The sequence below is a fragment of the Variovorax sp. GW823-FHT02B07 genome (assembly GCF_058797695.1).
This window is the reverse complement of the sequence record NZ_JBXAJX010000009.1, coordinates 16,584-39,134: the sequence shown is the minus strand read 5'-3', so window position 1 is coordinate 39,134 and position 22,551 is coordinate 16,584. Positions and strand designations below refer to the sequence as shown.

At 71.6% G+C, this 22,551-nt stretch carries 19 protein-coding genes; 9 read left to right on the top strand and 10 right to left on the bottom strand.

Annotated elements, in window-relative coordinates:
- Positions 1-87: 87 nt before the first annotated feature.
- Positions 88-1,182, bottom strand: a complete 1,095-nt coding sequence (gene psrA / locus AC1RGU_RS28490; protein ID WP_307638487.1) for an iron-containing alcohol dehydrogenase PsrA — start codon at positions 1,180-1,182, stop codon at positions 88-90.
- Positions 1,183-1,356: 174 nt separating this feature from the next.
- Here psrA and AC1RGU_RS28485 point away from each other — a divergent pair, with 174 nt between their 5' ends.
- From AC1RGU_RS28485 to AC1RGU_RS28460, 6 genes are all read left to right on the top strand, one after another.
- A complete protein-coding gene (locus AC1RGU_RS28485; protein ID WP_492699649.1) occupies positions 1,357-2,241 on the top strand; it encodes a LysR substrate-binding domain-containing protein in 885 nt (294 codons plus the stop codon).
- Between the two features lie 86 nt (positions 2,242-2,327).
- Entirely contained in the window at positions 2,328-3,881 is a 1,554-nt protein-coding gene (locus tag AC1RGU_RS28480) for a class I adenylate-forming enzyme family protein (RefSeq protein WP_492699696.1), read from the top strand.
- A complete protein-coding gene (locus AC1RGU_RS28475) occupies positions 3,882-5,003 on the top strand; it encodes an SLC13 family permease (RefSeq protein ID WP_492699651.1) in 1,122 nt (373 codons plus the stop codon). It begins immediately after the preceding gene.
- Between the two features lie 38 nt (positions 5,004-5,041).
- Positions 5,042-5,731: a helix-turn-helix domain-containing protein gene (locus tag AC1RGU_RS28470; protein ID WP_492699653.1), complete on the top strand. Its 690-nt coding sequence runs from the start codon at positions 5,042-5,044 to the stop codon at positions 5,729-5,731.
- A 64-nt stretch (positions 5,732-5,795) separates the two neighbouring features.
- Positions 5,796-6,647 (top strand): DMT family transporter, encoded by an 852-nt coding sequence (locus AC1RGU_RS28465; RefSeq protein ID WP_492699655.1) that lies wholly within the window; start codon positions 5,796-5,798, stop codon positions 6,645-6,647.
- A gap of 79 nt (positions 6,648-6,726) precedes the next feature.
- Positions 6,727-7,053, top strand: a complete 327-nt coding sequence (locus AC1RGU_RS28460) for a hypothetical protein (RefSeq protein ID WP_062482731.1) — start codon at positions 6,727-6,729, stop codon at positions 7,051-7,053.
- A gap of 28 nt (positions 7,054-7,081) precedes the next feature.
- On the opposite strand, the gene AC1RGU_RS28455 is transcribed toward AC1RGU_RS28460, so the two are convergent.
- The 7 genes from AC1RGU_RS28455 to AC1RGU_RS28425 form a co-directional block, all read right to left on the bottom strand.
- Positions 7,082-8,125 carry an NADP-dependent oxidoreductase gene (locus AC1RGU_RS28455; protein ID WP_492699657.1) on the bottom strand — a complete coding sequence of 348 codons (1,044 nt, stop codon included), beginning with the start codon at positions 8,123-8,125 and terminating at the stop codon, positions 7,082-7,084.
- 118 nt (positions 8,126-8,243) lie between these two features.
- Entirely contained in the window at positions 8,244-8,606 is a 363-nt protein-coding gene (locus AC1RGU_RS28450; protein ID WP_492683073.1) for a DUF3325 domain-containing protein, read from the bottom strand.
- Between the two features lie 31 nt (positions 8,607-8,637).
- The gene (locus tag AC1RGU_RS28445; RefSeq protein WP_083259249.1) at positions 8,638-9,276 is read right to left on the bottom strand and encodes a DUF4198 domain-containing protein; all 639 of its coding nucleotides are present in this window, start codon (positions 9,274-9,276) and stop codon (positions 8,638-8,640) included.
- A gap of 58 nt (positions 9,277-9,334) precedes the next feature.
- Positions 9,335-11,515, bottom strand: coding sequence for a TonB-dependent siderophore receptor (locus tag AC1RGU_RS28440; protein ID WP_492699659.1), 2,181 nt, complete (start codon positions 11,513-11,515; stop codon positions 9,335-9,337).
- A 171-nt stretch (positions 11,516-11,686) separates the two neighbouring features.
- Entirely contained in the window at positions 11,687-14,170 is a 2,484-nt protein-coding gene (locus AC1RGU_RS28435) for a TonB-dependent siderophore receptor (protein ID WP_492699661.1), read from the bottom strand.
- 88 nt (positions 14,171-14,258) lie between these two features.
- On the bottom strand, positions 14,259-15,197 hold the full coding sequence (locus tag AC1RGU_RS28430; RefSeq protein ID WP_492699663.1) for a FecR family protein: 939 nt from the start codon (positions 15,195-15,197) through the stop codon (positions 14,259-14,261).
- Positions 15,190-15,729 (bottom strand): sigma-70 family RNA polymerase sigma factor, encoded by a 540-nt coding sequence (locus AC1RGU_RS28425; protein ID WP_492699665.1) that lies wholly within the window; start codon positions 15,727-15,729, stop codon positions 15,190-15,192. The genes AC1RGU_RS28430 and AC1RGU_RS28425 overlap by 8 nt, the downstream gene beginning before the upstream one ends.
- 179 nt (positions 15,730-15,908) lie before the next feature.
- Between AC1RGU_RS28425 and AC1RGU_RS28420 the strand changes: the two genes are divergently transcribed.
- The 3 genes from AC1RGU_RS28420 to AC1RGU_RS28410 are packed head-to-tail and all read left to right on the top strand — an operon-like array spanning position 15,909 to position 20,460.
- Positions 15,909-17,102 (top strand): efflux RND transporter periplasmic adaptor subunit, encoded by a 1,194-nt coding sequence (locus tag AC1RGU_RS28420; RefSeq protein ID WP_492699667.1) that lies wholly within the window; start codon positions 15,909-15,911, stop codon positions 17,100-17,102.
- Positions 17,099-19,075 (top strand): MacB family efflux pump subunit, encoded by a 1,977-nt coding sequence (locus tag AC1RGU_RS28415; RefSeq protein WP_492699669.1) that lies wholly within the window; start codon positions 17,099-17,101, stop codon positions 19,073-19,075. The genes AC1RGU_RS28420 and AC1RGU_RS28415 overlap by 4 nt, the downstream gene beginning before the upstream one ends.
- A gap of 8 nt (positions 19,076-19,083) precedes the next feature.
- The gene (locus tag AC1RGU_RS28410; RefSeq protein ID WP_492699671.1) at positions 19,084-20,460 is read left to right on the top strand and encodes an efflux transporter outer membrane subunit; all 1,377 of its coding nucleotides are present in this window, start codon (positions 19,084-19,086) and stop codon (positions 20,458-20,460) included.
- Here AC1RGU_RS28410 and AC1RGU_RS28405 read toward each other — a convergent pair.
- Positions 20,441-21,841, bottom strand: a complete 1,401-nt coding sequence (locus AC1RGU_RS28405) for a sensor histidine kinase (RefSeq protein ID WP_095950133.1) — start codon at positions 21,839-21,841, stop codon at positions 20,441-20,443. The genes AC1RGU_RS28410 and AC1RGU_RS28405 overlap by 20 nt on opposite strands.
- The gene (locus tag AC1RGU_RS28400; protein WP_062478915.1) at positions 21,838-22,536 is read right to left on the bottom strand and encodes a response regulator transcription factor; all 699 of its coding nucleotides are present in this window, start codon (positions 22,534-22,536) and stop codon (positions 21,838-21,840) included. Before AC1RGU_RS28400 ends, AC1RGU_RS28405 begins: the two co-directional genes overlap by 4 nt.
- Between the last annotated feature and the right edge of the window lie 15 nt (positions 22,537-22,551).

The following is a 22,551-nucleotide window of genomic DNA, read 5'->3' as shown; positions in this document are numbered from 1 at the left end:
GGGGCCCGTGGGGCCGGCTCGATGGCCGGCATGCTGTCTGTCGTGTCTGGCTGTCTCTGTCTTTTCTCGCTGCGCAGTCCCTGCCTGTCAGGCCAACGCCGCCGCGCCGATGAAGTTCTTGCCGCGCGCCCCGTCCATGGCGCGCGCGATCATGGCCGCCGCTTCGCTGTCCGCCACGCCATAGTCGGCAAACTCGGTCTTCACGCCAAGCCCCTGCAGGAAAGCCCGCAGTCGCTGCGTGGCGGTCGCCAGGTCGGTGCCGAACAGCAGCTGCAGTGTCCGGTCGCGGTCGGGCGAGCGGGCCCAGGCTTTCTCCAGCACCAGGGGCAGCGTGAACGAGCACGCGATGCCGTGGGCCAGGCCGTGGCGCAGCGTCATCTCGTAGGAGATGGAATGCGCCAGCGCCGTCTTGGTGTTGGAAAACGCCATGCCGGCCTTCAGCGCGGCCAGCGCCATGCGCTCGCGCAGGTCGAGGTTGCCCAGGTCTTTCAGCAGCGCCGGCAGGCAGTCGAAGATGTCGCGCACGGCCGAGACGGCGAAGGTGTCGGAGACCGGGTTGGCGTTGACGTTCCAGATCGCTTCCAGCGCATGCGAGAGCGCATCGAGCCCCGTCGACACCGTGGTGCCCGCTGGCACCGAGAGCATGAGCTCGGGGTCGACGATGGCGGCCTCGGGCCAGGTGGCGTCCAGGTGCAGCGAGTATTTCTTCTGGTTGCCGGCGTCCCAGATGGTGGCCCAGGGCGTTACTTCGCTGCCGGTGCCGGCGGTGGTCGGCACGGCGATCAGCGGCTTGACGCTGGCGGGCACGAAGGGCTTGCCGGTGGCCAGCAGCGCGACGAGCTCGTCGAACTGGCCGTTGGCCGTGCCCACCATCAGCGCCTTGGCCGTGTCGATGGCGCTGCCGCCGCCCACCGCCACGATGGCGTCGCAGGGCGCGTCCGATTGCCAGAAGGTGTTGTACAGGTCGCGCAGGTGGGCGACGTCGGGGTTGGGACGCACGTCGTCGATCACGGTGACGAGCGCGTCGCCCAGCAGCGCCTGCAGGCGATCGACCAGGCCGAGGCCGCGGGCCTCGGGGAAGGTAACGAGCGCGACGCGGCGCCCCGCCAAGAGCGAGGGCAGCCGTGCGAGGCTGCCTCGCCCGGAATGAATGGACACGGGGTTGCGGTAGGCGTGGGGCATGTTTTTGTCTCCGGTTTCTGTCTGGGCCGCAGTGTCGAAGCGGCGCACCGGGGCGTCCAATCGCATTTCGCGCGTGCAACCCGTCCAAAACCGATGGATGCCTTCGGGAAAGCCTGCATAGGCGCCAGCGCCGCATCTGAGGGAGGCTCGGCGCACGCCCCTCACGATCGCCCCATGTTTCACCAGTACTACAAGTGGATCCGCTGCTTCCACGCCGTCGCCAAGACCGGCGGCTTCACCACGGCCGCGCGCTACCTGCACATCGGCCAGCCCACCGTGACCGACCAGGTCAAGGCGCTGGAAGAGCGCTTCAACGTCGAGCTGTTCCTGCGCAGCGGGCGCGCCGTGCGGCTCACGGCCGCGGGTGAGCAGCTGTATGCGATCACGCAGGGCCTGTTCGGGCAGGAGGAAGAGGCGATGCAGTTCCTGCAGCGCGCCCACAAGCTGCGCACGGGGCTGGTGCGCGTGGGCGCGGTGTCGCCACCCATCGCGCTGGAGCTGGCGCGCAGCTTCAAGCGCAGCCACGCCGGGCTCGACCTGACGGTGTCGATCGGCTCCGAGGCCTCCACGCTCGGCGGGCTGCAGGACTTCGACATCGACGTGGGCATCCTCGTGGAGCCGCCCGAGATCGAGGGCCTGCACCAGGTGCCGTACCGCGTGGAGCGCATCGTGGCCGTGGTGCCCGCGAAGCACCCGTGGGCGAAGAAACGCACCATCGCCACGCGCGACATCGCGGGCGAGCCGGTGATCCTGCGCGAGCCCGGCTCCAAGACGCGCCACCGCGTGGAGCGCGCCTGCGCGCAGCAGGGCGTGCAGATGAATTGCGTGATGGAGATCAACAGCCGCGAGGCCATCCTGCACGCCGTGGCCAACGGCATGGGCGTGGGCTTCGTGACGCAGATCGAGTGCATTCCGCTGCCCGGCCTGAAGATGGTGGAGATCGACGACGACGAGCTCTCGATCAGCTACTCGCTGTGCTGCCTGGCGGTGCGCAAGGACCGGCCGCTGATCCGCGCGCTGTTCGAGGTGGCGCAGCGGGGCGACGACACGGCCGGCTGATCGGGTTTCGTCGCGGGCGGCACACCCCGCGGCGGGCTTCTTCGCTATCCTGCCGTCTGGCCCCAGACGAAGGATCGACCTTGAACTTGCACCCCGCCCTCCAGGACGCCGCCGCGCGCGACTTCGGCACCCTTGCCGACCTGGTCCGCCTCCACGCCCAGCACACCCCCGAGCGCCCCGCGCTGGCCGATGCCCAGCAGACGCTGGACTACCGCGCGCTCGACGCGCTCATGGACCGCATCGCCGCCGCCCTGCAGCGCGACGGCCTGCGCGCCGGCGACGCCATCGCGGTCTGCGCCGCCTCGTCGGTGCCCTACGCCGCCGTGTTCCTGGGCGCACTGCGCGCGGGCGTGGCGGTGGCCCCGCTGGCCCCCGGCTCGGCGCCCGCCAGCCTGGCGCGCATGATCACCGACGCCGACGCGCGCCTGCTGTTCACCGACGCCTCGGCCGTCGAGGTGGTCGGCGCCGCGCAGGCCACCGGCCTGCCGCACATCGCGCTCGACGGCTCCGACGTCGGCCGCGCCCTCGACGACTGGCTCGCGGCGCCCGGCGCGAAGCCGGAGCCCGTCGAGGTGCAGCCCGGCTGGGCCTTCAACATCATCTATTCGTCGGGCACCACCGGCGAGCCCAAGGGCATCGTGCAGGGCCACGGCATGCGCTGGTCGCACATCCAGCGCGGCGCCAAGTACGAGTACGGGCCCGAGACGGTCACGCTGCTGTCGACGCCGCTGTACTCCAACACCACGCTGGTCGTGTTCTTCCCCACCCTCGCCTTCGGCGGCTGCGTGGTGCTCATGCCCAAGTTCGACGCGCTGGGCTACCTGCAGCTGGCCGAAAAACACCGCGTGACGCACACCATGCTCGTGCCGGTGCAGTACCAGCGCCTGATGGCACACCCGCGCTTCGACGCGCACGACCTCTCGACCTTCCGCCACAAGTTCAGCACCAGCGCGCCCTTCAACGCGGCGCTCAAGGCCGACGTGCTCAAGCGCTGGCCGGGCGGGCTGGTCGAGTTCTACGGCATGACCGAAGGCGGCGGCACCTGCATCCTGGAAGCGCACCTGAACCCGACCAAGCTGCACACCGTGGGCCAGCCCGCGCCGGGCAGCGACATCCGCCTGATCGACGAGGAAGGCAACGAGCTGCCGCGCGGCGACACCGAGGTGGCCGGCGAGGTGGTGGGCCATTCGGCCGGCATGATGACCGGCTACCACCGCCAGCCCGCGAAGACGCGCGAGGCCGAGTGGTTCGACGCCACCGGCAAGCGCTTCATCCGCACCGGCGACGTGGGCCGCTTCGACGCCGACGGCTTCCTCACGCTGTTCGACCGCAAGAAGGACATGATCATCAGCGGCGGCTTCAACATCTACCCCAGCGACCTCGAAAGCGTGCTGCGCGGCCATGCGGCGGTGGCCGACGTGGCGGTGGTCGGCGTGCCGTCCGAGCAGTGGGGCGAGACGCCCGTGGCCTTCGTGGTGCGCCGGGAAGGCGACACCACCACCGAAGAGGCGCTGCTGCAGTGGGCCAACGCCCAGGTCGGCAAGACCCAGCGGCTGGCGCGCCTGCGCTTCATCGACGAGCTGCCACGCAGCGCGATCGGCAAGGTGCTCAAGCGCGAACTGCGCGACCTGAGTGCCTGAGTGACCGCCGCAAGCACCAACACCGCCCCGCCCGAACACGGCGGCGGCAACGGCCTGCTGTGGGTGCTCGTGGCCGTCGCGGTCGTGTTCGCCTTCGTGCGCCCGCGCGCGCCGATGGACTGGCTGCGGCTGGTCGACTGGCAAACGGTGGGCGCGCTCGCGGGCCTGCTCGCCATCACGCAGGGCGTGGAGAAGAGCGGCATGCTGCAGGCCGCCGCGCGGCGCCTGCTGGCCCACACGCACAGCCAGCGCGGCCTGGCGATGGCGCTCACGGCCACGGCCGCGCTGCTGTCGGCGCTGGTGACCAACGACGTGAGCCTGTTCCTGCTGGTGCCGCTCACGCGCGTGCTGGCCGTGCAGGCGCACCTGCCGCTGGCGCGGCTGGTGGTGCTGCAGGCGCTGGCCGTGAACGCGGGCTCGGCGCTCACGCCCATCGGCAACCCGCAGAACCTGTACCTGTGGCACCGCTCGGGCGAGAGCTTCTTCGGCTTCATGGCCATGATGGGCCCGACCGTGGCGATCATGCTGTTCTGGCTCTTCGTGGCCGTGTGGTGGCTGGTGCCGCGCACGCCCATCGCGCTGCGCGAGGAGACCGAGGCCGCGCCCGTGCAGCCGCGCCTGCTGGCGCTGGCCGGCGTGCTGTTCGTCGGCTTCGTGGTCGCGCTCGACCGCCACTGGCTGCTGCCCGGCCTGGGCGCGGTGTTCGGCGTGCTGCTGCTCACCTACCCGCGCGTGCTGCGCGGCATCGACTGGGCCTTGCTGGCGATCATCGCCCTGATGTTCGTCGACCTGCGCCAGGCCGCCGAGCTGCCCGCCATCGCGGCGCTGCTGGGCCACTGGCCCATCGGCGAAGGCTGGCGCGCCTACCTCGCGGCCATTGCGGCCTCGCAGGTCATCAGCAACGTGCCGGCGGCGATCCTGCTCGACCGCTACGTGCACGACCTGCCCGCGCTGGCGGCCGGCGTGAGCGTGGGCGGCTTCGGCTGCGTGCTGGGCTCGCTGGCCAACCTCATCGCGCTGCGGCTGGCCAAGCTGCCGCACGGACTGCGCGAGTTCCACCGCATCAGCATTCCCTTCCTGCTGGTGTGCGCGGCCTCGGCGCTGCTGCTGCGGCTGGGGTGATGACAGGCGGCGGGGCGGCGCGGACAATCGCTCCCGCCATGCACACGCCCGCCCCCGTCCTCTCGCTGCGCGACTACACACAGTCTCGCGGCAGCCACGCGCACGACCACTTCCAGGTGCTGCTCGGGCTCGACGGCGTGCTCGAGATCGAAGTCGAAGGCCGCGGCTCGGGCATCGGCACGGGCCAGGCCCAGGTGGTCGCGCCCGGCGACCGGCACGACTTCGAGGCCCGGCGCGGCGGCAGCGTCTGCCTCGTGCTCGACACCCCGCACGCCCCGTGGGCGCGCTGCGTCGAACAGCCGCCGTCTGACGCACCCCGGCTGCATGCGCTGGCCCGCTACCTCGCGCACTGCCTGCAGCAGCCGCAGCACGCGGCGCTCGCCCTGCAGCAGGGCCCGGCGCTGCTGCTCGAGGCCTGGGGCGCCGCGCCCTCGGTCGCCGACACGCGCCGCCGCCGCATCGACTGGCCGACCCTCGCGGCCTGGGCGCAGGCGAACTGGCACCGGCCGCTGGGCGTGGCCGACCTGGCCGAGGTCGCCTGCCTGAGCCCCAGCCAGTTCGCGCAGCGCTGCCGCGAGGAACAGGGCCAGAGCGCGATGCTGTGGCTCCGCACGCTGCGGCTGGCCCATGCGCGCGAACTGCGGCTCGAAGGCCTGAGCGTGGCCGAGACGGCGCGCCGCACGGGCTACCGGTCGCCATCGGCGCTCACGGCCGCGCTGCGCCGCTGACTCCGTCGTTGCGCGACGACGCACCGTCGGGCCGCGACGAACGCGGCGCGTAGCCTCGGCGTCCATGCCCGCCACCTTCTACGCCCTGCTCGCCATCGCGCTGTGGGCCACGCTCGCCACCTTCGGCACCGCGCTGTCGCACCTGCCGCCCTTCCTCCTGACCGGGCTGGCGCTGATCGTCGGCAGCGTGCCGAGCTGGCCGCTGGTGCTGCGCGACCGCCGCGCCTGGCGCGTGCCACCGCGCACGCTGGCGCTCGGGGTGTACGGGCTCTTCGGCTTTCACTTTCTGCTGTTCATCGCGCTGCGGCATGCGCCGCCGGTCGAGGCCAACCTCGTGAACTACCTCTGGCCGCTGCTGATGGTGGTGCTGGCGCCGGTTTTGCTGCCGGGCGTGTCGCTGCGCCCGCTGCACGTGGTGGCGGCGCTGCTGGGCTTCGCAGGCGCGGCCATCGCGATCCTCGGTGCGCGCGGCGGCAGCGCGGCGCTTCCCGGCGCGCCCGCCACCTACTGGGGCTTCCTGCCGGCGGCCGGCTCGGCCTTCATCTGGGCCAGCTACTCGCTGTGGACCCAGCGCGTCACGCCCTTCCCGACCTCGGCCATTGGTCTCTTCGGGCTGGTGTCGGGCGCGCTCTCGCTGGCCTGCCATGCGCTGCTGGAGCCGGCGGTGGCGCTGTCGGCCAAGGACGGGCTGCTGGTCGCGCTGTGCGGCCTGGGCCCCTTGGGTGCGGCCTTCTTCGTGTGGGACATGGCGCTCAAGCGCGGCGACGCGCGGCAGATCGGCATCCTGAGCTACCTCACGCCGCTGGCCTCCACGGCACTGCTGCTGGCCGTGACCGGCCGGGCGCTCACGGCCAGCATCGCGCTGGCGGCGGCGCTGATCATCTCGGCCGCGGTGATGGGCACGCGTGCGAAATGAGACAAATCAGGGCGATGCCCGACAGAGCTTGTCGTTTTTTGTGGCTAGAGTGGAGGCTCAGGAAAAAGGAGTCACCCCCATGGATCAGAAGAACAACAAGACCGAGGATTTCGAGATCACGCCCAAGCTGGTGTTCGACATGAACCTGGCGCTGTACCTCGACCTGGTGGCCGCGCTGGAGGGCGCGGGCGCCGTCACCTACCGGCAGATGGCGGCGCGGGTCCTGAACATCAGCATGGACGCCCGCACCGACGGCGACACCAACCTGTCGACCGTGCTCGAAGGCATCGCCCAGGGCTTCGCAGGCCACGGCGACGGCCTCTCGATCGAACTGCTGAAGGCCGCGCGCGGCCTGCGGGAGGACGATGCGATGGGCGACATTCCGATGCGGCCCACCGACGATTGAGGTTCGGGGCGCCGCGGCGCCCCTTTGGTTATTCCTCGGCGACCTGCAGCACCAGCTTGCCGAAGTTCTCCCCCGCGAACAGCTTGTTCAGCGACTCGGGGAAGGTGTCGAGGCCCTTCACGACGTCTTCCTTGCTCTTCATGCGGCCGTCCTTCAGGTAGCCGGCCATCTCGGCGATCGCGATCGGGTAACGGTCGGCGTAGTCGAACACCACGATGCCTTCCATGCGCGCGCGGTTCACGAGCAGGCTCAGGTAGTTCTTCGGGCCGGCGGCCGGCATGCTGTTGGCGTTGTTGTACTGGCTGATGGCGCCGCAGATGATCACGCGGGCCTTGCGCGCCAGGCGTGCCAGCACGGCGTCGAGGATGTCGCCGCCGACGTTGTCGAAGTAGATGTCCACGCCCTTCGGGCAGTGGGTCTTGAGGCCTTCGCGCACCGCGCCCGCGCCGGCCTTGTAGTCGATGCAGGCGTCGAAGCCCAGCTCTTTCACCACCCAGTCGCACTTGGCGGCGCCGCCGGCGATGCCGACCACGCGGCAGCCCTTGATCTTGGCCAGCTGGCCCACGGTCTGGCCCACGGCGCCGGCCGCGCCGGAGACGACGACGGTTTCGCTTGCCTGGGGCATGCCCACGTCCATCAGGCCGAAGTAGCCGGTCATGCCGGGCATGCCCAGCACGTTGAGCCACTGGGTGATGGTGCCCACGCGCAGGTCGACCTTCACGAGGCCGTTGCGCTTGATCTGGTCCTGCGGGATCAGTATGTATTCCTGTACGCCGAGCGTGCCGTACACGGTGTCGCCCACCGCGAACTGCGGGTTCTTCGAGGCCACCACGCGGCCGATGCCGCCGGCGCGCATCACCTCGTCGATGGCGACGGGCGGGATGTAGCTCTTGGCGTCGTTGAGCCAGCCGCGCATGGCGGGGTCGAGCGACAGCGACAGCGTCTTGACCAGCACGCCGCCCTCGTCGGGCTGGGCCACGGGCTCGGTGCTGAAGCGCCAGTGCTCGCGCGTGGCCGTGCCCTCGGGGCGCTTGGCAAGACGGACCTGGTGGTTGGTGAGGGCGCTGCTCATGGTGTCTCCTTGATGGGTGAATGTGCCGGGCATCGGCGACGCAGCCGCATCGTAGTCGCGGGCCAAGACCCCGCGCGTAGCGCAGGCGACAGCCCGCGCGCCCCCTCCGGGCGCCCTGCTATGGAAGCAGGAGCAGCCCGTACGCCGCCGCCGTGGCGACGCCCAGCACCGAGGCCACGGCGCCGACGCGCCGCGCCCAGCCGGGCCGGTAGCTCACGAGGCCGACCACCACGAGCGCGGCGGCCGTGAGGGCGCCCAGCCACAGCACCCAGCCCATGGCCAGCCCGCGCAGCCGGAGTGCTGCGACCAGCGAGAGGAGCAGCAGCGCCGCGCCGCCCAGCTGCTGCCAGGGCCGCGACGGGCCCGGCGTGCGGCCGCGCCCGTGGGCGTCTTCGTAGTGCCGGTCCATCGCCAGGCTCAGCGTGACGAAGCCGCCGAGCGCCGACGCGAACAGGGCGCACACCAGCGCGAAGGTGCTCATGGGCAGCACCCCTGCGCCGGAAGCCCCGCCCTCACCGGACGACGAAGCTCAACGTGGCGACGTGGCGCGTCTGCGTGTAGGGCTTGCCGTCCCAGCTGCCCTTGCCGTCCTTGTCGGTGTGGTTCACCTCGACCACGTACTGGCCGGGCCAGGGCGTCTGCAGCGTGACCTGGCCGGCGTCGTCGGTGGTGAACTTCTTCTCCCACTTGGGCGGGCCGAACACGACCACCTCGGCCTTGGGCAGCGGCTTGCCCGCCAGCAGCAGCGTGAAGCTGTTGCTGTTGGCGGCCTGCGGCACGAGCTCGAGCGTGTGGCGCGCGACGGTTTCGGTGCGGCCGGTGCGCGCCTGGTACAGGCTCGCCACGCCCTTGTCGCTGACGTAGGCGCCCACGAGGCGCGCGTCGCCGCTGGCGTCGGCCTTGACCACGAAGTGGTCGGCATGGCGCGTGGCGGGCGTCTCTTTGCCGTCGGCGGCGATGCCGCGCGGCGCGCTGACCAGCTTCAGGTGACCGGCCTCGGTCTCGCGCAGGTCGTCGGCCCATTCGCCGAAGTAGGCCTTGGCCTCGCCGCCTGCGGCGGGTTCGAGCCAGACGAAGTGGGCGTGCGCGGCGCCCGAGAAAACGAACGCGGCCGCCGCGAGGGTGGCAAGGGAGAACAGGGGTTTCTTCATGGTCGATGCTCCAGGTGGTAGTGATGGCATGGTTGAGACGGAATGGAAGACGGCTTGTTCAGAACTTGGCGCGCAGGGTCAGGCTCACGTTGCGCGGCTCGCCCCAGAACACGCTGTCGTAGAAGCCCACGTTGCGGTAGTACTTCTTGTCGAAGACGTTGCGGATGTTCAGCTGCGCCGTGACGTTCTTGTTGATCTCGTAGCTGGCCATGAGGCTGAAGACCGCGTACGCCTTCTGCGAGATGCGCGGCAGCGGGTCCTTCATGCTGAAGAGCGGCGGCTGGCCATACCACGACTCGCCGTAGATGCCGCTTTGCGCCGTCATGTCGCCGCCGACCTTCAGGCCGCGCCAGGCGCCGCCGAAGCGATAGGCGGTCGACAGGCGCAGCAGGTGCTTGGGCTGGTTGGGCACGGCACGCGCGCCCTTGGCGGTCTTGGCATCCAGGTAGGTGTAGCCGGCGGCCACGTTCCAATCGGGCGTGATCTGGCCCGACACGTCGAACTCGAGGCCGCGCGCGGTCACGCCGTCGCCGCTGGCCACGTAGGCCTGGCCGCCGTCGGGCAGGCGAAAGCCCGCGGGCACGCTGCGGTCGAGCTCGGCCAGGTTCTTCTTCTTGACCTGGAACACGGCCGCCGACGCATTGAGCGCACCGCCGAAGTACTCGCCCTTCAGGCCCAGCTCGGCGCTGGTGCCGGTCTCGGGCGTGAGGTACTGGTCGTTGCGGTCCTTCGAGGTCTGCGGACGGAACAGCGTGGTGTAGCTGGCGTACAGCGAGTGGCGCTTGTCCAGGTCGTAGACCACACCGACATACGGCGTGACCTCGTCCTTCGACTCCGACTTGCCCGTGGTGCGCGTGTACTGCTGCGCCGTGTTGTAGGCGTGCGTGTAGCTGCGGTAGTTGCTCACGCGCGCGCCGACGATCACGCTCAGCGGGTCGGTGAGGCTGAAGCGGCCCGCCACGTAGCCACCGTTGAGCTGCGTGAAGCCCACGCTCTTGGAGCCGTCGGCCAGGAAGATCGGGCGCGGGATGTTGCCGGTCCACGTGCGGTAGTCGGGAATCTCCGCCGGGTACGGCACGATCGAGCGGCCACCCGGCGACGTGTAGGTCTGGTTGCCGCCGTTCCATCCGGCGATGAAGGTGTGACGCCGCCCGAACAGGCTGAAGGGGCCGGTGGCATAGAGGTCGAAGTTGTCGTTGACGTACTTGCCTTCGCCGTAGTTGCCGGTCCACAGCGACATGCCCTGGCCCGTGAAGCGGTTGGGATAGCCGGCGCCGCCGTAGGCCACGGTGGTGTTGTTGGCGCTGGTGGTGCGCGCATAGCCCAGGTGCACCTTCCAGTCGTTGTCGAAACGGTGCTGCAGCGAGACGAAGGTCGTGTGCTGCTTGTTGGCCCAGGTGCTCCAGGGCGTGCTCAGGCTGGTGTTGCGCGGCAGGTTGGCGAGCGAACCGTCGTGGTTCCAGTACGGAATGGCGCCCCAGGTCGCGCCCGTGGGCTTGTTGTCCTGGAAGTCGATGCCGGCGGTGAGCAAGGTGGAGCGCGTGAGGTCGGCCTCGACGATCACCATGCCCACGGTCTTGCGCTCGTGGTACATGTCCATGTGCGAGTCGCGGTCCTGCCAGGCCAGCGCGGTGCGCGCGCGGATGCGGCCGTCGGCGGTGAGCGGCACCGACAGGTCGACCTCGGCGCGCTTGTGGTTCCAGCGCCCGTAGCTGAGCGAGGCGCTGCCCTGGAACTCGCGCGTGGGGCGCTTGCGCACCGAGTTGATGGTGGCCGACGGATCGCCCGTGCCGCCCATGAGGCCGGTGGCGCCGCGGATGACCTCGATGCGGTCGTACAGCACGGTGTCGGACAGCGGCGAATTCGGGCCACGCGGCATGCCGTCGATCTGGAAGTTGTTGATCGAGAAGCCGCGCGCCGAGTAGTTCACGCGCTCGCTGTCGGCCTGCCCGACCATGATGCCGGTGGTCTGGCCCAGCACGTCGTCGATGCGGGCGCTGCCCAGGTCGTCCATGCGCTCGCGCGTGATCACGGTCACCGACTGCGGCGTCTCGCGGATCGACAGGTCCATGCGCGTCGCGGTGGACGCCTGCTCGGCGGTGTAGGAGCGGCTGCCCTCGGTGCGGCCGCTGCGGTCGCCCGAGACGGTGACCTCGGACAGCGCCGCGCCGCTGGCGGCGGGCTGTTGTTGCTGCTGCGCGCTGACGACGCCGCAGCAAAGCAGGGCGACAAGGGCCACGGGAGACCGCCGGAAGCGGGCGCGTGAAAACGAATGCTGGTTCATGGCATGAAGAAAGGGGGCGACCCGACCCTGGATGTCGGCAACGCCCGTTGGCAAGAGATGGCTAGCGACGCACCCGCCCGCGAAGGGGTCGGCAGCGACCTGGCTGCGGAGAAAAAACGCGGTGCGTCAGTAGGTGCCGCGCAAGGTCACGAGCAGGTGGCGCGGGGCGCCGTAGAAGCTGCTGCTGGTGCTGGTGCGGTAGCGCGTGTCGAAGACGTTGTTCAGCGCCACCGACACGGCGAGGTGCTTGTTGATCGGGTAGCGCGCCATGAGGTCGAGCGTGGTGTAGGCCCGCTGCGTGAAGCGCGCATGGCCCGAGGGACCCAGGCCCGTGCTGTAGGTGTCGCTCTGCCAGTTCAGGCCGCCACCCACGGTGAGGCCGTTGCCGATGCTCGCGATGCGGTAGCTGGTGAAGAGCTTCAACAGGTTCTTCGGCACCTGCGTGTTCAGCCGGCGGCCGGCCGCGTCGCGCGCCACGCTGTGCGCAAAGCCGCCGCCGACCTGCCAGCCGGGCAGCAGCTCGCCGGCCACTTCGAATTCGTAGCCGCGCGTGGTCGTGCCCTTGGCGGCGCGGTAGGCGGCCGAGCCGTCGGGCGCAAACTCGTTGTCCAGGCGCACGGCGAGGTTGTCCTGCTTCACCTGGAACACGGCGGCGCTGAGGTTGAGTCGGTCGTTGTGGAACGCGCCCTTCACGCCCGCTTCGTAGGCGTGTCCCTCGAGCGGATCGAGGTAGGTGCCGCTGCGGTCCTTGCTGGCCTGCGGCTTGAAGATGCTGGTGTAGCTGGCGTAGGCCGACCAGTGCTTGTCGAGGTCGACCACCACGCCCGCGTACGGCGTGACGACGCCCTTCTCGCTGCGCGTGGTGAGGGTGGCGGCGCGCTGCAGGGGGACGGTGCGCGTCACGTCTTTCCAGTCGCTCGCGCGCGCGCCGACGATGACCGAGAGCGCATCGGTCGGCCGCAGCCGCACCGTGGCATAGGCGCCCGACTGGCGCGTGGCGGTTTCCTGGCGGCCGGTCACGGGCTGCTGCGGCTGGGCCGGCAGGTCGCCGGTCCAGCTGTTGAAGTTCGCGATCCACGGATCGAAGCCCGCCACGTTCCAGCCCGCGTACAGCGGCGCGTCGCTGTGCGTGCGCGAGGCGTTGTAGCCCAGCACCAGCTCATGGCGCCGGCCGAAGAGTTCGAAGGGGCCGCTGGCGTAAAGGTCGAATGCGTTCTGCACCGGCACCGCGTTCCAGCGGTTCGTCCACAGGCCGAGCCCCGCACCGGTCGCGCGGTCCATGTAGCCGCGCAGCGCGTAGCCGATGACGTCGTCGTAGGCGCGGCGCGAGCGGTTGAAGGCCGCGTGCACGGCCCAGCCGTTGTCGAAGCGGTGGTCGAGCGCGGCGAAATACTGGCGCTGGTCCTGGTACGAGTGGGCCCAGCGCGCGGCGGCGCTGCGCGAGCGGCCGTAGTCGGCCTCGGTGCCGTCGCTGAAATGCAGCGGCAAGCCGGCGCGCGCCACGCCGTCGTTGTCGTGGCGTTGCAGCTCGAAGCCGGCACTCAGCCGCGTGCTGCGCGCGAGGTCGGCTTCGACGATGCCGTAGAACAGGCGCTTCTTCTCGTGGTGGCGCTCGATCCACGAATCGCCGTCTTGTACAGCCGCGACCACGCGCGCGCGCACGCGGCCGTCGGCGGTGACGGGCCCGCCGATGTCGAGCTCGGCGCGCTGCCGATTCCAGGTGCCTGCGCTGAACGAGGCGCTGGCCTGCAGCGCGTTGCCGGGGCGCTTGCGCACGAGGTTGACGGTGGCCGCGGGCGTGCCCACGCCGTTGAGCAGACCGGTGGCGCCGCGCACCACCTCGACGCGGTCGTAGAAAGCCAGGTCACCCGTCTGCAGCAACCAGGTGCCGGCCTGCGGGATGCCGTCGACCTGGTAGTTCTCGACCTCGAAGCCGCGCGCATAGACGGCGTTGGCGTCGGTGCCGGCGTTGCCGCTCTGCACGAAGCTCAGGCCGGGCGCCTGGCGCAGCACGTCGCTGATCTGGCCCAGGCCCTGGTCGTCGATGCGGTCGCGCGTGAGCACGCTGACCGACTGCGGCGTTTCGCGCAAGCTGAGCTCGAGCCGCGTCGCGGTGCCGATCGCGCCGTCGGTGGTGTAGGAGCCGGTGCCTTCGGTGACGGTGCCGGTGTCGCGCCCGCCAATGACCGTGACCTCGCTGAGCGCGCCGCCCGCAGCGGGCGCTTCGGCCTGCGGTTTCGGACCCGGCGGGCGCTGCGCCGCGACGCGCAGCGCGTAGCCGCCCGAAGCACCGCGCACCGCTTCGAGGCCGCTGCCTTCGAGCAGCTGCAGCAGCGCCTCGCGCGCCGTGTAGCGGCCCTGCAGCGCGGGCGCGCGCTTGCCGCGCACCACCTCGGCATCGACGCCGAGCAGCAGCCCCGTGCGCACGGCGAGCGCGGTCAATGCGCTGCTCAGCGGCTGCGCGGGCTGGTGCCACTCGAAGGCCGCATCGGCGGCGGGCGCTTGCGCGGCAGCCGGCGCGGTGAGCAGCACCAGGCTCGCCAGCGCGAAGGCGCGGCGCAGGCGATGCCAGCGCTGCGCGGTCTCGGTCGGGTCTGCGGGTCCTGTCATGGTGTGGTGAATCTCTTTTCACCACCTATGACAAGCGGGCACGGGAATCGGGTAGCGGCGCGCGCGGAAAAAAAGTTCGACCGCCCGGTCACGGCGGCGCCGTGGTCGTCACGCGCACCAGCCACGGCGACAGCGTCGACACGCGCAAGCTCGGCAGCGCGCTGGCAAGCAGCGCGAGCGCGGCGTCGCTCTGCTGGATGGGCAGCACGCCGGTGAAGCGCAGCGCGCCCAGGGCTTCGTCGTCGGCCAGCAGCAGACCGGGCCGGTGCCGGCCGAGCTGGCGCAGCACCTCGGCCACCGGTGCGTCGTCGAACACCAGCCGGCCCTGCGGCCAGGCCAGGCCACCGGGCGCGGCGGGCACGGTGTCGGTGGTGACGCCGCGGCGATCGAAGCGCACCTGCTGCCCCGCCTGCACGTCGACCCAGCGGTCGTCGCCGCCCTCGAGCGGCTGCACGCGCACGCGCGACTCGGTGACGGTGACGAGCGTGTCGCCCGCCTCGCGCCGCACGGCATAGCGCGTGCCCAGCGCCTCCGCGCTGCCGTCGCGGTCGACCACGGCGAAGGGCTTGTCGCCGTGCGCGACCTCGACGAAGACCTCGCCGCGCAGCAGCTGCACGCGGCGCACGCTGCCCGAGAAATCGATGTCGATGGCCGAGTCGCTGTTCAGCGCGACGCGGCTGCCGTCTTCGAGCGTGAGGTGGCGGATCTCGCCGGCGCCGGTGCGTTCATCCGCCAGCCAGGCCTGCCATGGCATCGCGGCGCCCGCCACGAGCAGGCAGGGCAGCAACACGAGCGCGCCCAGCGCCTGGCGCGAGAGGCCGCGGCGCGCGGGCTGCGGCGCGGGGGTGTCGGGCGTGACCGACTCCCACATGCGGCGCATCTCGGCCAACAGCCGCGCATGGCGCTCGTCGAGCGCGCACCACGCGGCGCAGGCGGCGCGCGTGGCGTCGTCCACGCTGTCGTCGGCGAGGGTCACGGCCCACAGCGCCGCCTCCTCGCGCAGGCGCTCGGCGGCCGCGTCAGACATGGGCCGGGGCGTCGGCGCTTTCCGCTTCGGGCACGGCCGCGGCCATGCGGCCGTGGCAATGCGCCAGCACCTTCGCGAGGTACTGCTTCACGCGCGTCTCCGACACGCCCAGTTCGGCCGCGATCTCGCGGTACGAGCGCCCTTCGACGCGCGCCATCAGGAAGGCAGTGCGGCTCTTCACGTCGAGCTCGGTCGCCAGCAGCGCGAGCACCTGGCCCAGCAGCTCGCGCGCGCAGGCCTTGTCCTCGGCGCTCGGCGCGCAGGCGTCCTCGGCCATCAGCGCCACGGTGCGCAGCACCTCGGCCTCGACCTGCATGCGGCGAAAGCGGTTGATCATCAAACGACTCGCCACCACCTGCAGGAACGCGCGCGGCTGGCGCAGCACCGGCTGCTGGGGCAGCTCGATGAGGTTGAGGAAGGTGTCGTGCGTGAGATCGGCCGCGGTGAAGCCGCAGCGCAGGCGGCCCAGCAACCAGCTGCGCAGCCAGCCCTGGTGGTCGACGTACAGCTGCCGGACTTCCGGATGGGACATGGTGTGAAGGGGCATCGCGGGCAGCGACGCAATTGAGAGTTATTCTCATTATAGATTTGTAAAGTTTGTCCTGTCCCCCGAAACGTCTCATTCCGCATGAGGCACCGCGCGGGCTACCCGTTTCCGCGCCTCGCACGTCTTAGCTGCATGACCCTCGCTTTCTTCTGCAGGGACGCCCGGTGACGGCGCCCGCTTCCCGTTCGCGCGCCGGCACACGCCTGCGCATCGCCGCCTTCGCGGCGCTGGCCCTGGCCGCCGTCGCGGTGGCCTACGTTTGGGCGAGTCCGCGCGACCCCGGCTGGGACACCGCCGTGCTGCGCCGCGGCGACATCGAAAGCAGCGTGACCGCCATCGGCACGCTGCAGCCACGCCGCTACGTGGACGTGGGCGCGCAGGTGTCGGGCCAGATCCTGCGGCTGCACGTGCAGCCCGGCGACGCGGTGAAGAAGGGCCAGCTGATGGTGGAGATCGACCCCAGCGTGCAGCAGGCCACGGTGGACGCCGGCCGCGCCTCGCTCGCGGGCCTGCGCGCGCAGCTGGCGGACCAGCACGCGCAGCACCGCCTGGCGCGCCAGCAGTTCGCACGCCAGCAGCAGATGGCCGCCGAGGGCGCCACGCGCGCCGAAGACGTGCAGACCGCCGAAGCCACGCTGGCCTCCGCCGCCGCGAAGATCGCGCACCTCGAAGCCCAGATCGCCCAGACCCAGGCCACGCTGAAGGCCGACGAGGCCCGCCTGGGCTACACGCGCATCTACGCGCCGATGGCCGGCAGCGTGGTCTCGGTGCAGGCGCGCGAGGGCCAGACGCTCAACGCCACCTACCAGACGCCCGACATCCTGCGCGTGGCCGACCTGTCGAGCATGACGGTGTGGACCGAGGTCTCGGAAGCCGACGTGCGCCGCGTGAAGCGCGACATGGCCGTGTACTTCACCACGCTCGGCGCCGACCGCCGCCGCTGGGAAGGCACGGTGCGCCAGGTGCTGCCCTCGCCGCCCGTGCCCGCGGGCAAGAGCGGCGGCGACGCGCCGCAGGCGCCCGCCGCCAGCAAGGTCGTGCTCTACACGGTGCTGTTCGACGTGGACAACGCCGACGGCGAGCTCATGCCGCAGATGACCGCGCAGGTGAGCTTCGTCGCCGCCTCGGCGCGCAACGTGGTGGTGGCACCGCTGCCCGCGCTCACGGCCGTGAAGGGCCAGGCCGGGCGCTTCACCGCGCGCGTGCTCGGCCCCGACGGCCAGCCCGCGCCGCGCGAGGTGCGCATCGGCGTGCGCGACCGGCTCTCGGGCGAAGTGCTCGAAGGCCTGGCCGAGGGCGAGCGCCTCATCACCGGCGAGCGCGCGGCCGGCGGCGGCACGCGGAAGTTCCAGCTGTGAGTGCGGCCGAGACGGACACGACCCCGCTGATCGCGCTGCACGACCTGCGCAAGTCCTACGGCGGCCACGACGGCGCGCCGGCCGTCGAGGTGCTGCGCGGCATCACGCTGGAGTTGCATGCGGGCGAGTTCGTCGCCATCGTCGGCAGTTCGGGCTCGGGCAAGTCGACGCTGATGCACCTGCTCGGCTGCCTCGACCGCCCGACCGGCGGGCGCTACCTGTTCGCCGGCCAGGACGTGGCCGGCATGGACGCCGACGCGCTCGCGCGGCTGCGGCGCGAGGCCTTCGGCTTCGTGTTCCAGGGCTACCACCTGATCTCCACCGAGTCGGCGCAGGAGAACGTCGAGATGCCCGCCATCTACGCCGGCGCGGCGCCCGCCGAGCGCGCCTCGCGCGCACGCGGGCTGCTCACGCGCCTGGGCCTGGGCGATCGGCTGGGCCACCGGCCGCACCAGCTCTCGGGCGGCCAGCAGCAGCGCGTGTCGATCGCGCGCGCGCTCATGAACGGCGGGCGCATCGTGCTGGCCGACGAGCCCACCGGCGCGCTCGACTCGCGCAGCGGCGAAGAGGTGATGGCACTGCTCGACGAGATGGCCGCCGCCGGCCACACCGTGATCCTCATCACGCACGACCGCGAGGTGGCGCAGCGCGCGCGCCGCGTGATCGAGATCCGCGACGGCTGCATCGTGTCGGACAGCGGGCGCGCGCCCGTCGAAGCGCCACCAGAGCCACTTCCGCTGCTCTCGCCCTCGCACACAGCCGACGCCGCCGACACGCCGCGCGCCCTGCTCTCCGAGCTGCACGAGGCGCTGCGTGCGGCCTGGCGCGTGATGTGGATCCACCGCTTTCGCACCGGCCTCACGCTGCTGGGCATCGTGATTGGCGTGGCCTCGGTCATCGTGATGCTCGCGGTCGGCACCGGCTCGCAGGAGGCAGTGATGAAGCAGATCTCGCTGTTCGGCGCCGACAAGATGTACGTGGCCGCCATTCCCGACAGCGCGCGCGGGCGCGGCGGCAAGCTCACGCTGGCCGATGTCGACACGATCCGCCGGCTGCCCAACGTGCGCGTGGCCATGCCGTACATCGAGGGCTTCGTGGTCGCGCGGCGCGGCAACGTGGACCACCGCACCGAGGGCGGCGGCGCCACCACCGACTTCGAGCAGGCGCTGAAGTGGCCGACCGCGCGCGGCATCTTCTTCGACGAGAGCGACGAGCAGAGCCTGGCCAAGGTCGCGGTGATCGGCGAGCGCGTGCAGGCCGCGCTGTTCGCCGACGGCACCGACCCGGTGGGCCAGCGCATCCTGCTGGACAACGTGCCCTTCGACGTGCTGGGCGTGCTCGCCGCCAAGGGCGCGGGCGGCGGCCAGGCCAGCGAGGACGAGCGCGTGATCGTGCCCTTCTCCACCGCCGCCGCGCGGCTGTACGGCAGCAACCATCCGACCTGGGTGGCGGTGGCCGTGCACGACGTCGACAAGGCCTCGGAGACGGCGGCCGAGATCGTCGAAGTGCTGGCCGCGCAGCGCCACGTGCGCGACGTGCAGGTGTTCAACCAGACCGAATCGATCAAGGCGCGCGCGCAGACCCAGCGCACCATGACCGTGATGCTCGGGCTGATCGCGGCGGTGTCGCTGGTGGTCGGCGGCATCGGCGTGATGAACGTGATGCTCATGACCGTGCGCGAACGCACGCGCGAGATCGGCATCCGCATGGCCACCGGCGCACGCCAGCGCGACATCCTGCGCCAGTTCCTCGTCGAGGCGGTGCTGGTCACCGTGACCGGCGGCGTCGCGGGCGTGGTGGGCGGGCTGCTCGTGGGCGCCGCGCTCATCGTGTGGAACGTGCCGGTGATCTTTTCCCTCACGGCCATCGCAGGCGCCTTCGGCTGCGCCGTGCTCACCGGCCTGGTGTTCGGCTTCATGCCGGCCCGCAAGGCCGCCGCGCTCGACCCGGTCGCGGCCCTGTCTTCCGAATAACGAATGCCATGACGCGCCTTTTCTTCTCTCCCGCCGCGCTGGCCCTGGCGGCGCTGTTGCTGCTCGCGGGCTGCGCGACGCCATCGGCCGATGCGCCCGCCACTGCAGCCCCCGTCGCAGACCCGTGGTGGGGCGGCTTCGGCAGCACCGAGCTGCCGGCCTTCGTTGCCGCGGTCGATGCCGGCAACCCCGACGGCGACGCCGCCGAAGCCCGCCTGCGCCAGGCCGAAGCGCAGGAGCGCATCACTGGCGCCTCGGCCTGGCCCGAGCTGTCGGCCACCGCCGATGTGCAGCGCCAAGGCCGGCTCGGCGGCAATGCGAACGTGAGCGGCAACCGGCGCGCGCTCGGGCTCGATGCGCGCTACGAGGTCGACCTGTGGGGCCGCCTGCGTGCACAGCGCGACAGTGCCGGCGCCTCGCGACAGGCCAGCGCCTTCGACCGCGATGCGGTGCGGCTCGCACTGCGCGCAGGCGCGGGTGCGGCCTGGCTCGAAGCGCTGGGCCTGCGTGAGCGCACGGCCATCGCGCGGCGCAGCCTGGACGATGCCGAACGGCTGCTGCAGCTGGTCGAGGCCCGTGCGCGCGCGGGCGCGGCCTCGCCGCTCGAGCTTGCGCAGCAGCGCGGCATCGTCGCGTCGCAGCGGCGCACGGCCGCCACGCTGCACCAGCAGTCGCGCGCGGCCGACATCCGCATGGCGCGCTGGCTCGGCCAGGCCGGCAGCGAGGTGCGGATCACGGCCACCAGCCTGCAGCAGCTCGCGCTGCCCGCGGTGGACGTCGGCCTGCCGGCTGACCTGCTCGCGCGCCGGCCCGACATCGCACGCGCCGAGGCCGCATTGGCCGCGGCCGATGCGGATGTAGCGGCGGCGCGCACGGCGATGTTCCCCACGCTCACGCTGAGCGCCGGCCTTTCGGCGGCGGGGCCGCGCTTCGGCACGCTGTTCGATCACCCGGTGTACAGCCTGGCGACGGCGCTCGCGGCGCCGGTCTTCGACGGCGGCCGGCGCGCCGCGGCGCGTGACCTGTCGGCCGCACGGCGCGAAGAGCTGCTCGCGACCTACCGCGCCGCCACCGTGGCCGCCTTCACCGATGCGCTGACCGCACTCGACGCCGTGGCCGCGCTCGACACGCAGCGCGCCGCGCAGGACGAGGAACTGGCACAGGCCGAGCGCGCGCGCACGCTCGCCGAGTCGCGCTACCGCGCGGGTGCCGAGACGCTGCTCACGCTGCTCGATGCGCAGCGCACGCTGTTCGCCGCGCAGGACGCGCGCGCGCAGTTGCTGCAGGCACGGTTGCAGGCCAGCGTGGCGCTGTACCACGCGCTCGGCGGGGGTTGGTCCGCCGACGAAGCGGCGACCACGCGCCTCAGCCGAACCGCACGCTGATCTGCAGGCCCGGGTGCGCGTTGCGCACCGTGAGCCGCCCGCCGTGGGCTTCGGCGATGAGCCGGCACAGGTACATGCCCAGGCCGACACCACCGGTGGCGCGCGCCCGCGCGCCGTCGGTGCGATAGAAAGGCTCGGTCAGGCGCTCGAGCTGCGCGTCGTCCACGCCGGGCCCGAAGTCGCGCACCTCCAGCTCGGCACCGCCGTCGGCCGGCGCGCGCAAGCTCACGGTCGGTGGCTGCGGTGCGCCGGCGCTGTAACGCAGCGCGTTGTCCAGCAGGTTGCGCACCATCAGGCGCACGCGCATGCGGTCGACGGGCTGCGGCGCCAGGCCGTCCGCGAGGTCGAGTTGCACCGCCTGCGCACCGGGCATCTCGGCCACGATCTCGCGCACCAGCGCAGCCAGGTCGACCGGCTCGCGCTGCAGCGCGGCATGCGGGCTGGCCAGGCGTTCGCTTTCGAGCAGGTCGCTGATCAGGTCGCGCATCTCGTTGAGGTCGCGCAGCAGCGCCTCGCGCTCGGCCTCGCCTTCGGGCGTGGCGGGCAGAAGCTCGGCGTTGAGCCGGGCCCGCGTGAGCGGCGAGCGCAGCTCGTGGCTCAGCGCCAGCAGCAGGCCGCGCTTGGCATCGAGCATGGCCTGGATGTCGCTGGCCATGGTGTTGACGCGCTGCGCGAGGTCGCCCAGGTCGTCGTTGCGGCGGATCGGAATGGGCTGCGTGAACTCGCCGCGGCCGAAGCGCTGCGCGCCCTCGCGGATGTCGATCAGCGGACGCAGCAGCCGGCTCACCAGCGCGTAGGCCACCACCACGAGCAACAGCAGCACGCACAGCGTGGTCCAGCCCGCCGCACGCGGCGCGAGCTGCCACAGCCGGGGCGCCCAGCCGAAGATGACCTTGTGCCCGTCGGCCGTGGGGCGCACGAACCAGCGCTCGGTGGAGAACATCGACTCCTCGCGGTCGCGGTCGTAGAACCAGCCGCCGCGCGCGTGCATGTCGTTGCCGGGGTTCGACTCCCAATTCACGCTGGGCCCGGTGATGCGGATCGTGATCGGGAGCCGGTCGACCAGCGCCTGCGCGCGCACCGTGTCGGGCGGCGTGCCGAGTTCGGCAACGAGGCGGTCGGCGTAGTCCATCAGCATCGGCTGCGCGGCCTCGGCCCAGGTGCTGGAGAACGAGCGCTTCATGCCGCCCACGAACACCGCGGCCATCACGAGCGCGAGCACCACGAACATCATCACGATCCGCACGCGCACCGAGCTGCGCCAGCGCTGCTGCATGTGCGCGTGCATGCGCGCGTGCCAGTGCCGGCGGCGCTCCTTGCCGGGGCACAGGCCTTCGTTGTCGGCGGGCACGGCGCCTGCGCGCCTGCGGGGAAATCTCATGAAGAAGGCTCGCCCGGCGCCACGGCCAGCGCGTAGCCGGCGTTGCGCAGCGTCTTGATGCAATCGAGCGGCTCGAGCTTCTTGCGCAGCCGGCTCACCACGATGTCGACCGCGCGCGTGAAGAGCTCGGCCTCGTGGCCGCGCAGCCGGTTGAGGATGTCGTCGCGGCTGAACACCTTGCCGGGCTCGCCGGCCAGCAGCGCGAGCAGGTCGAACTCGGTGCCGGTGAGCTCCACGCGCTCGCCGTGGCGCAACACCTGGCGCCGGTCGAGGTCGATCGACAGGCCGTCGAACACGCGCAGTTGCGCGTTGGCGGCGGCGGCCGCCGGCGCGCTGCGCTGGCGGCGCAGGATGGTCTGCACGCGCGCCACGAGTTCGCGCGGCTCGAAGGGCTTGGGCACGTAGTCGTCGGCGCCGAGTTCGAGGCCGACCACGCGGTCCATCACCTCGCCGCGCGCGGTGAGCATCACGATGGGGATGTCGCTTTCCTTGCGGATCTCGCGGCACAGTTCGAAGCCGTCCATCTCGGGCAGCATGACGTCGAGGATGGCCGCGTCGTAGTGCCCCGCGCGCAGCTTGGCGATGCCTTCGCTCGGGCGCTTGGCGCTGTCGAGCGTGCAGCCGAAGCGTGCGAAGTAGGTGGTCAGCGGCGCGGCGAGGTGTTCGTCGTCGTCGATCAGCAGGATGCGCGGCATGGCGGGATTGTGCCT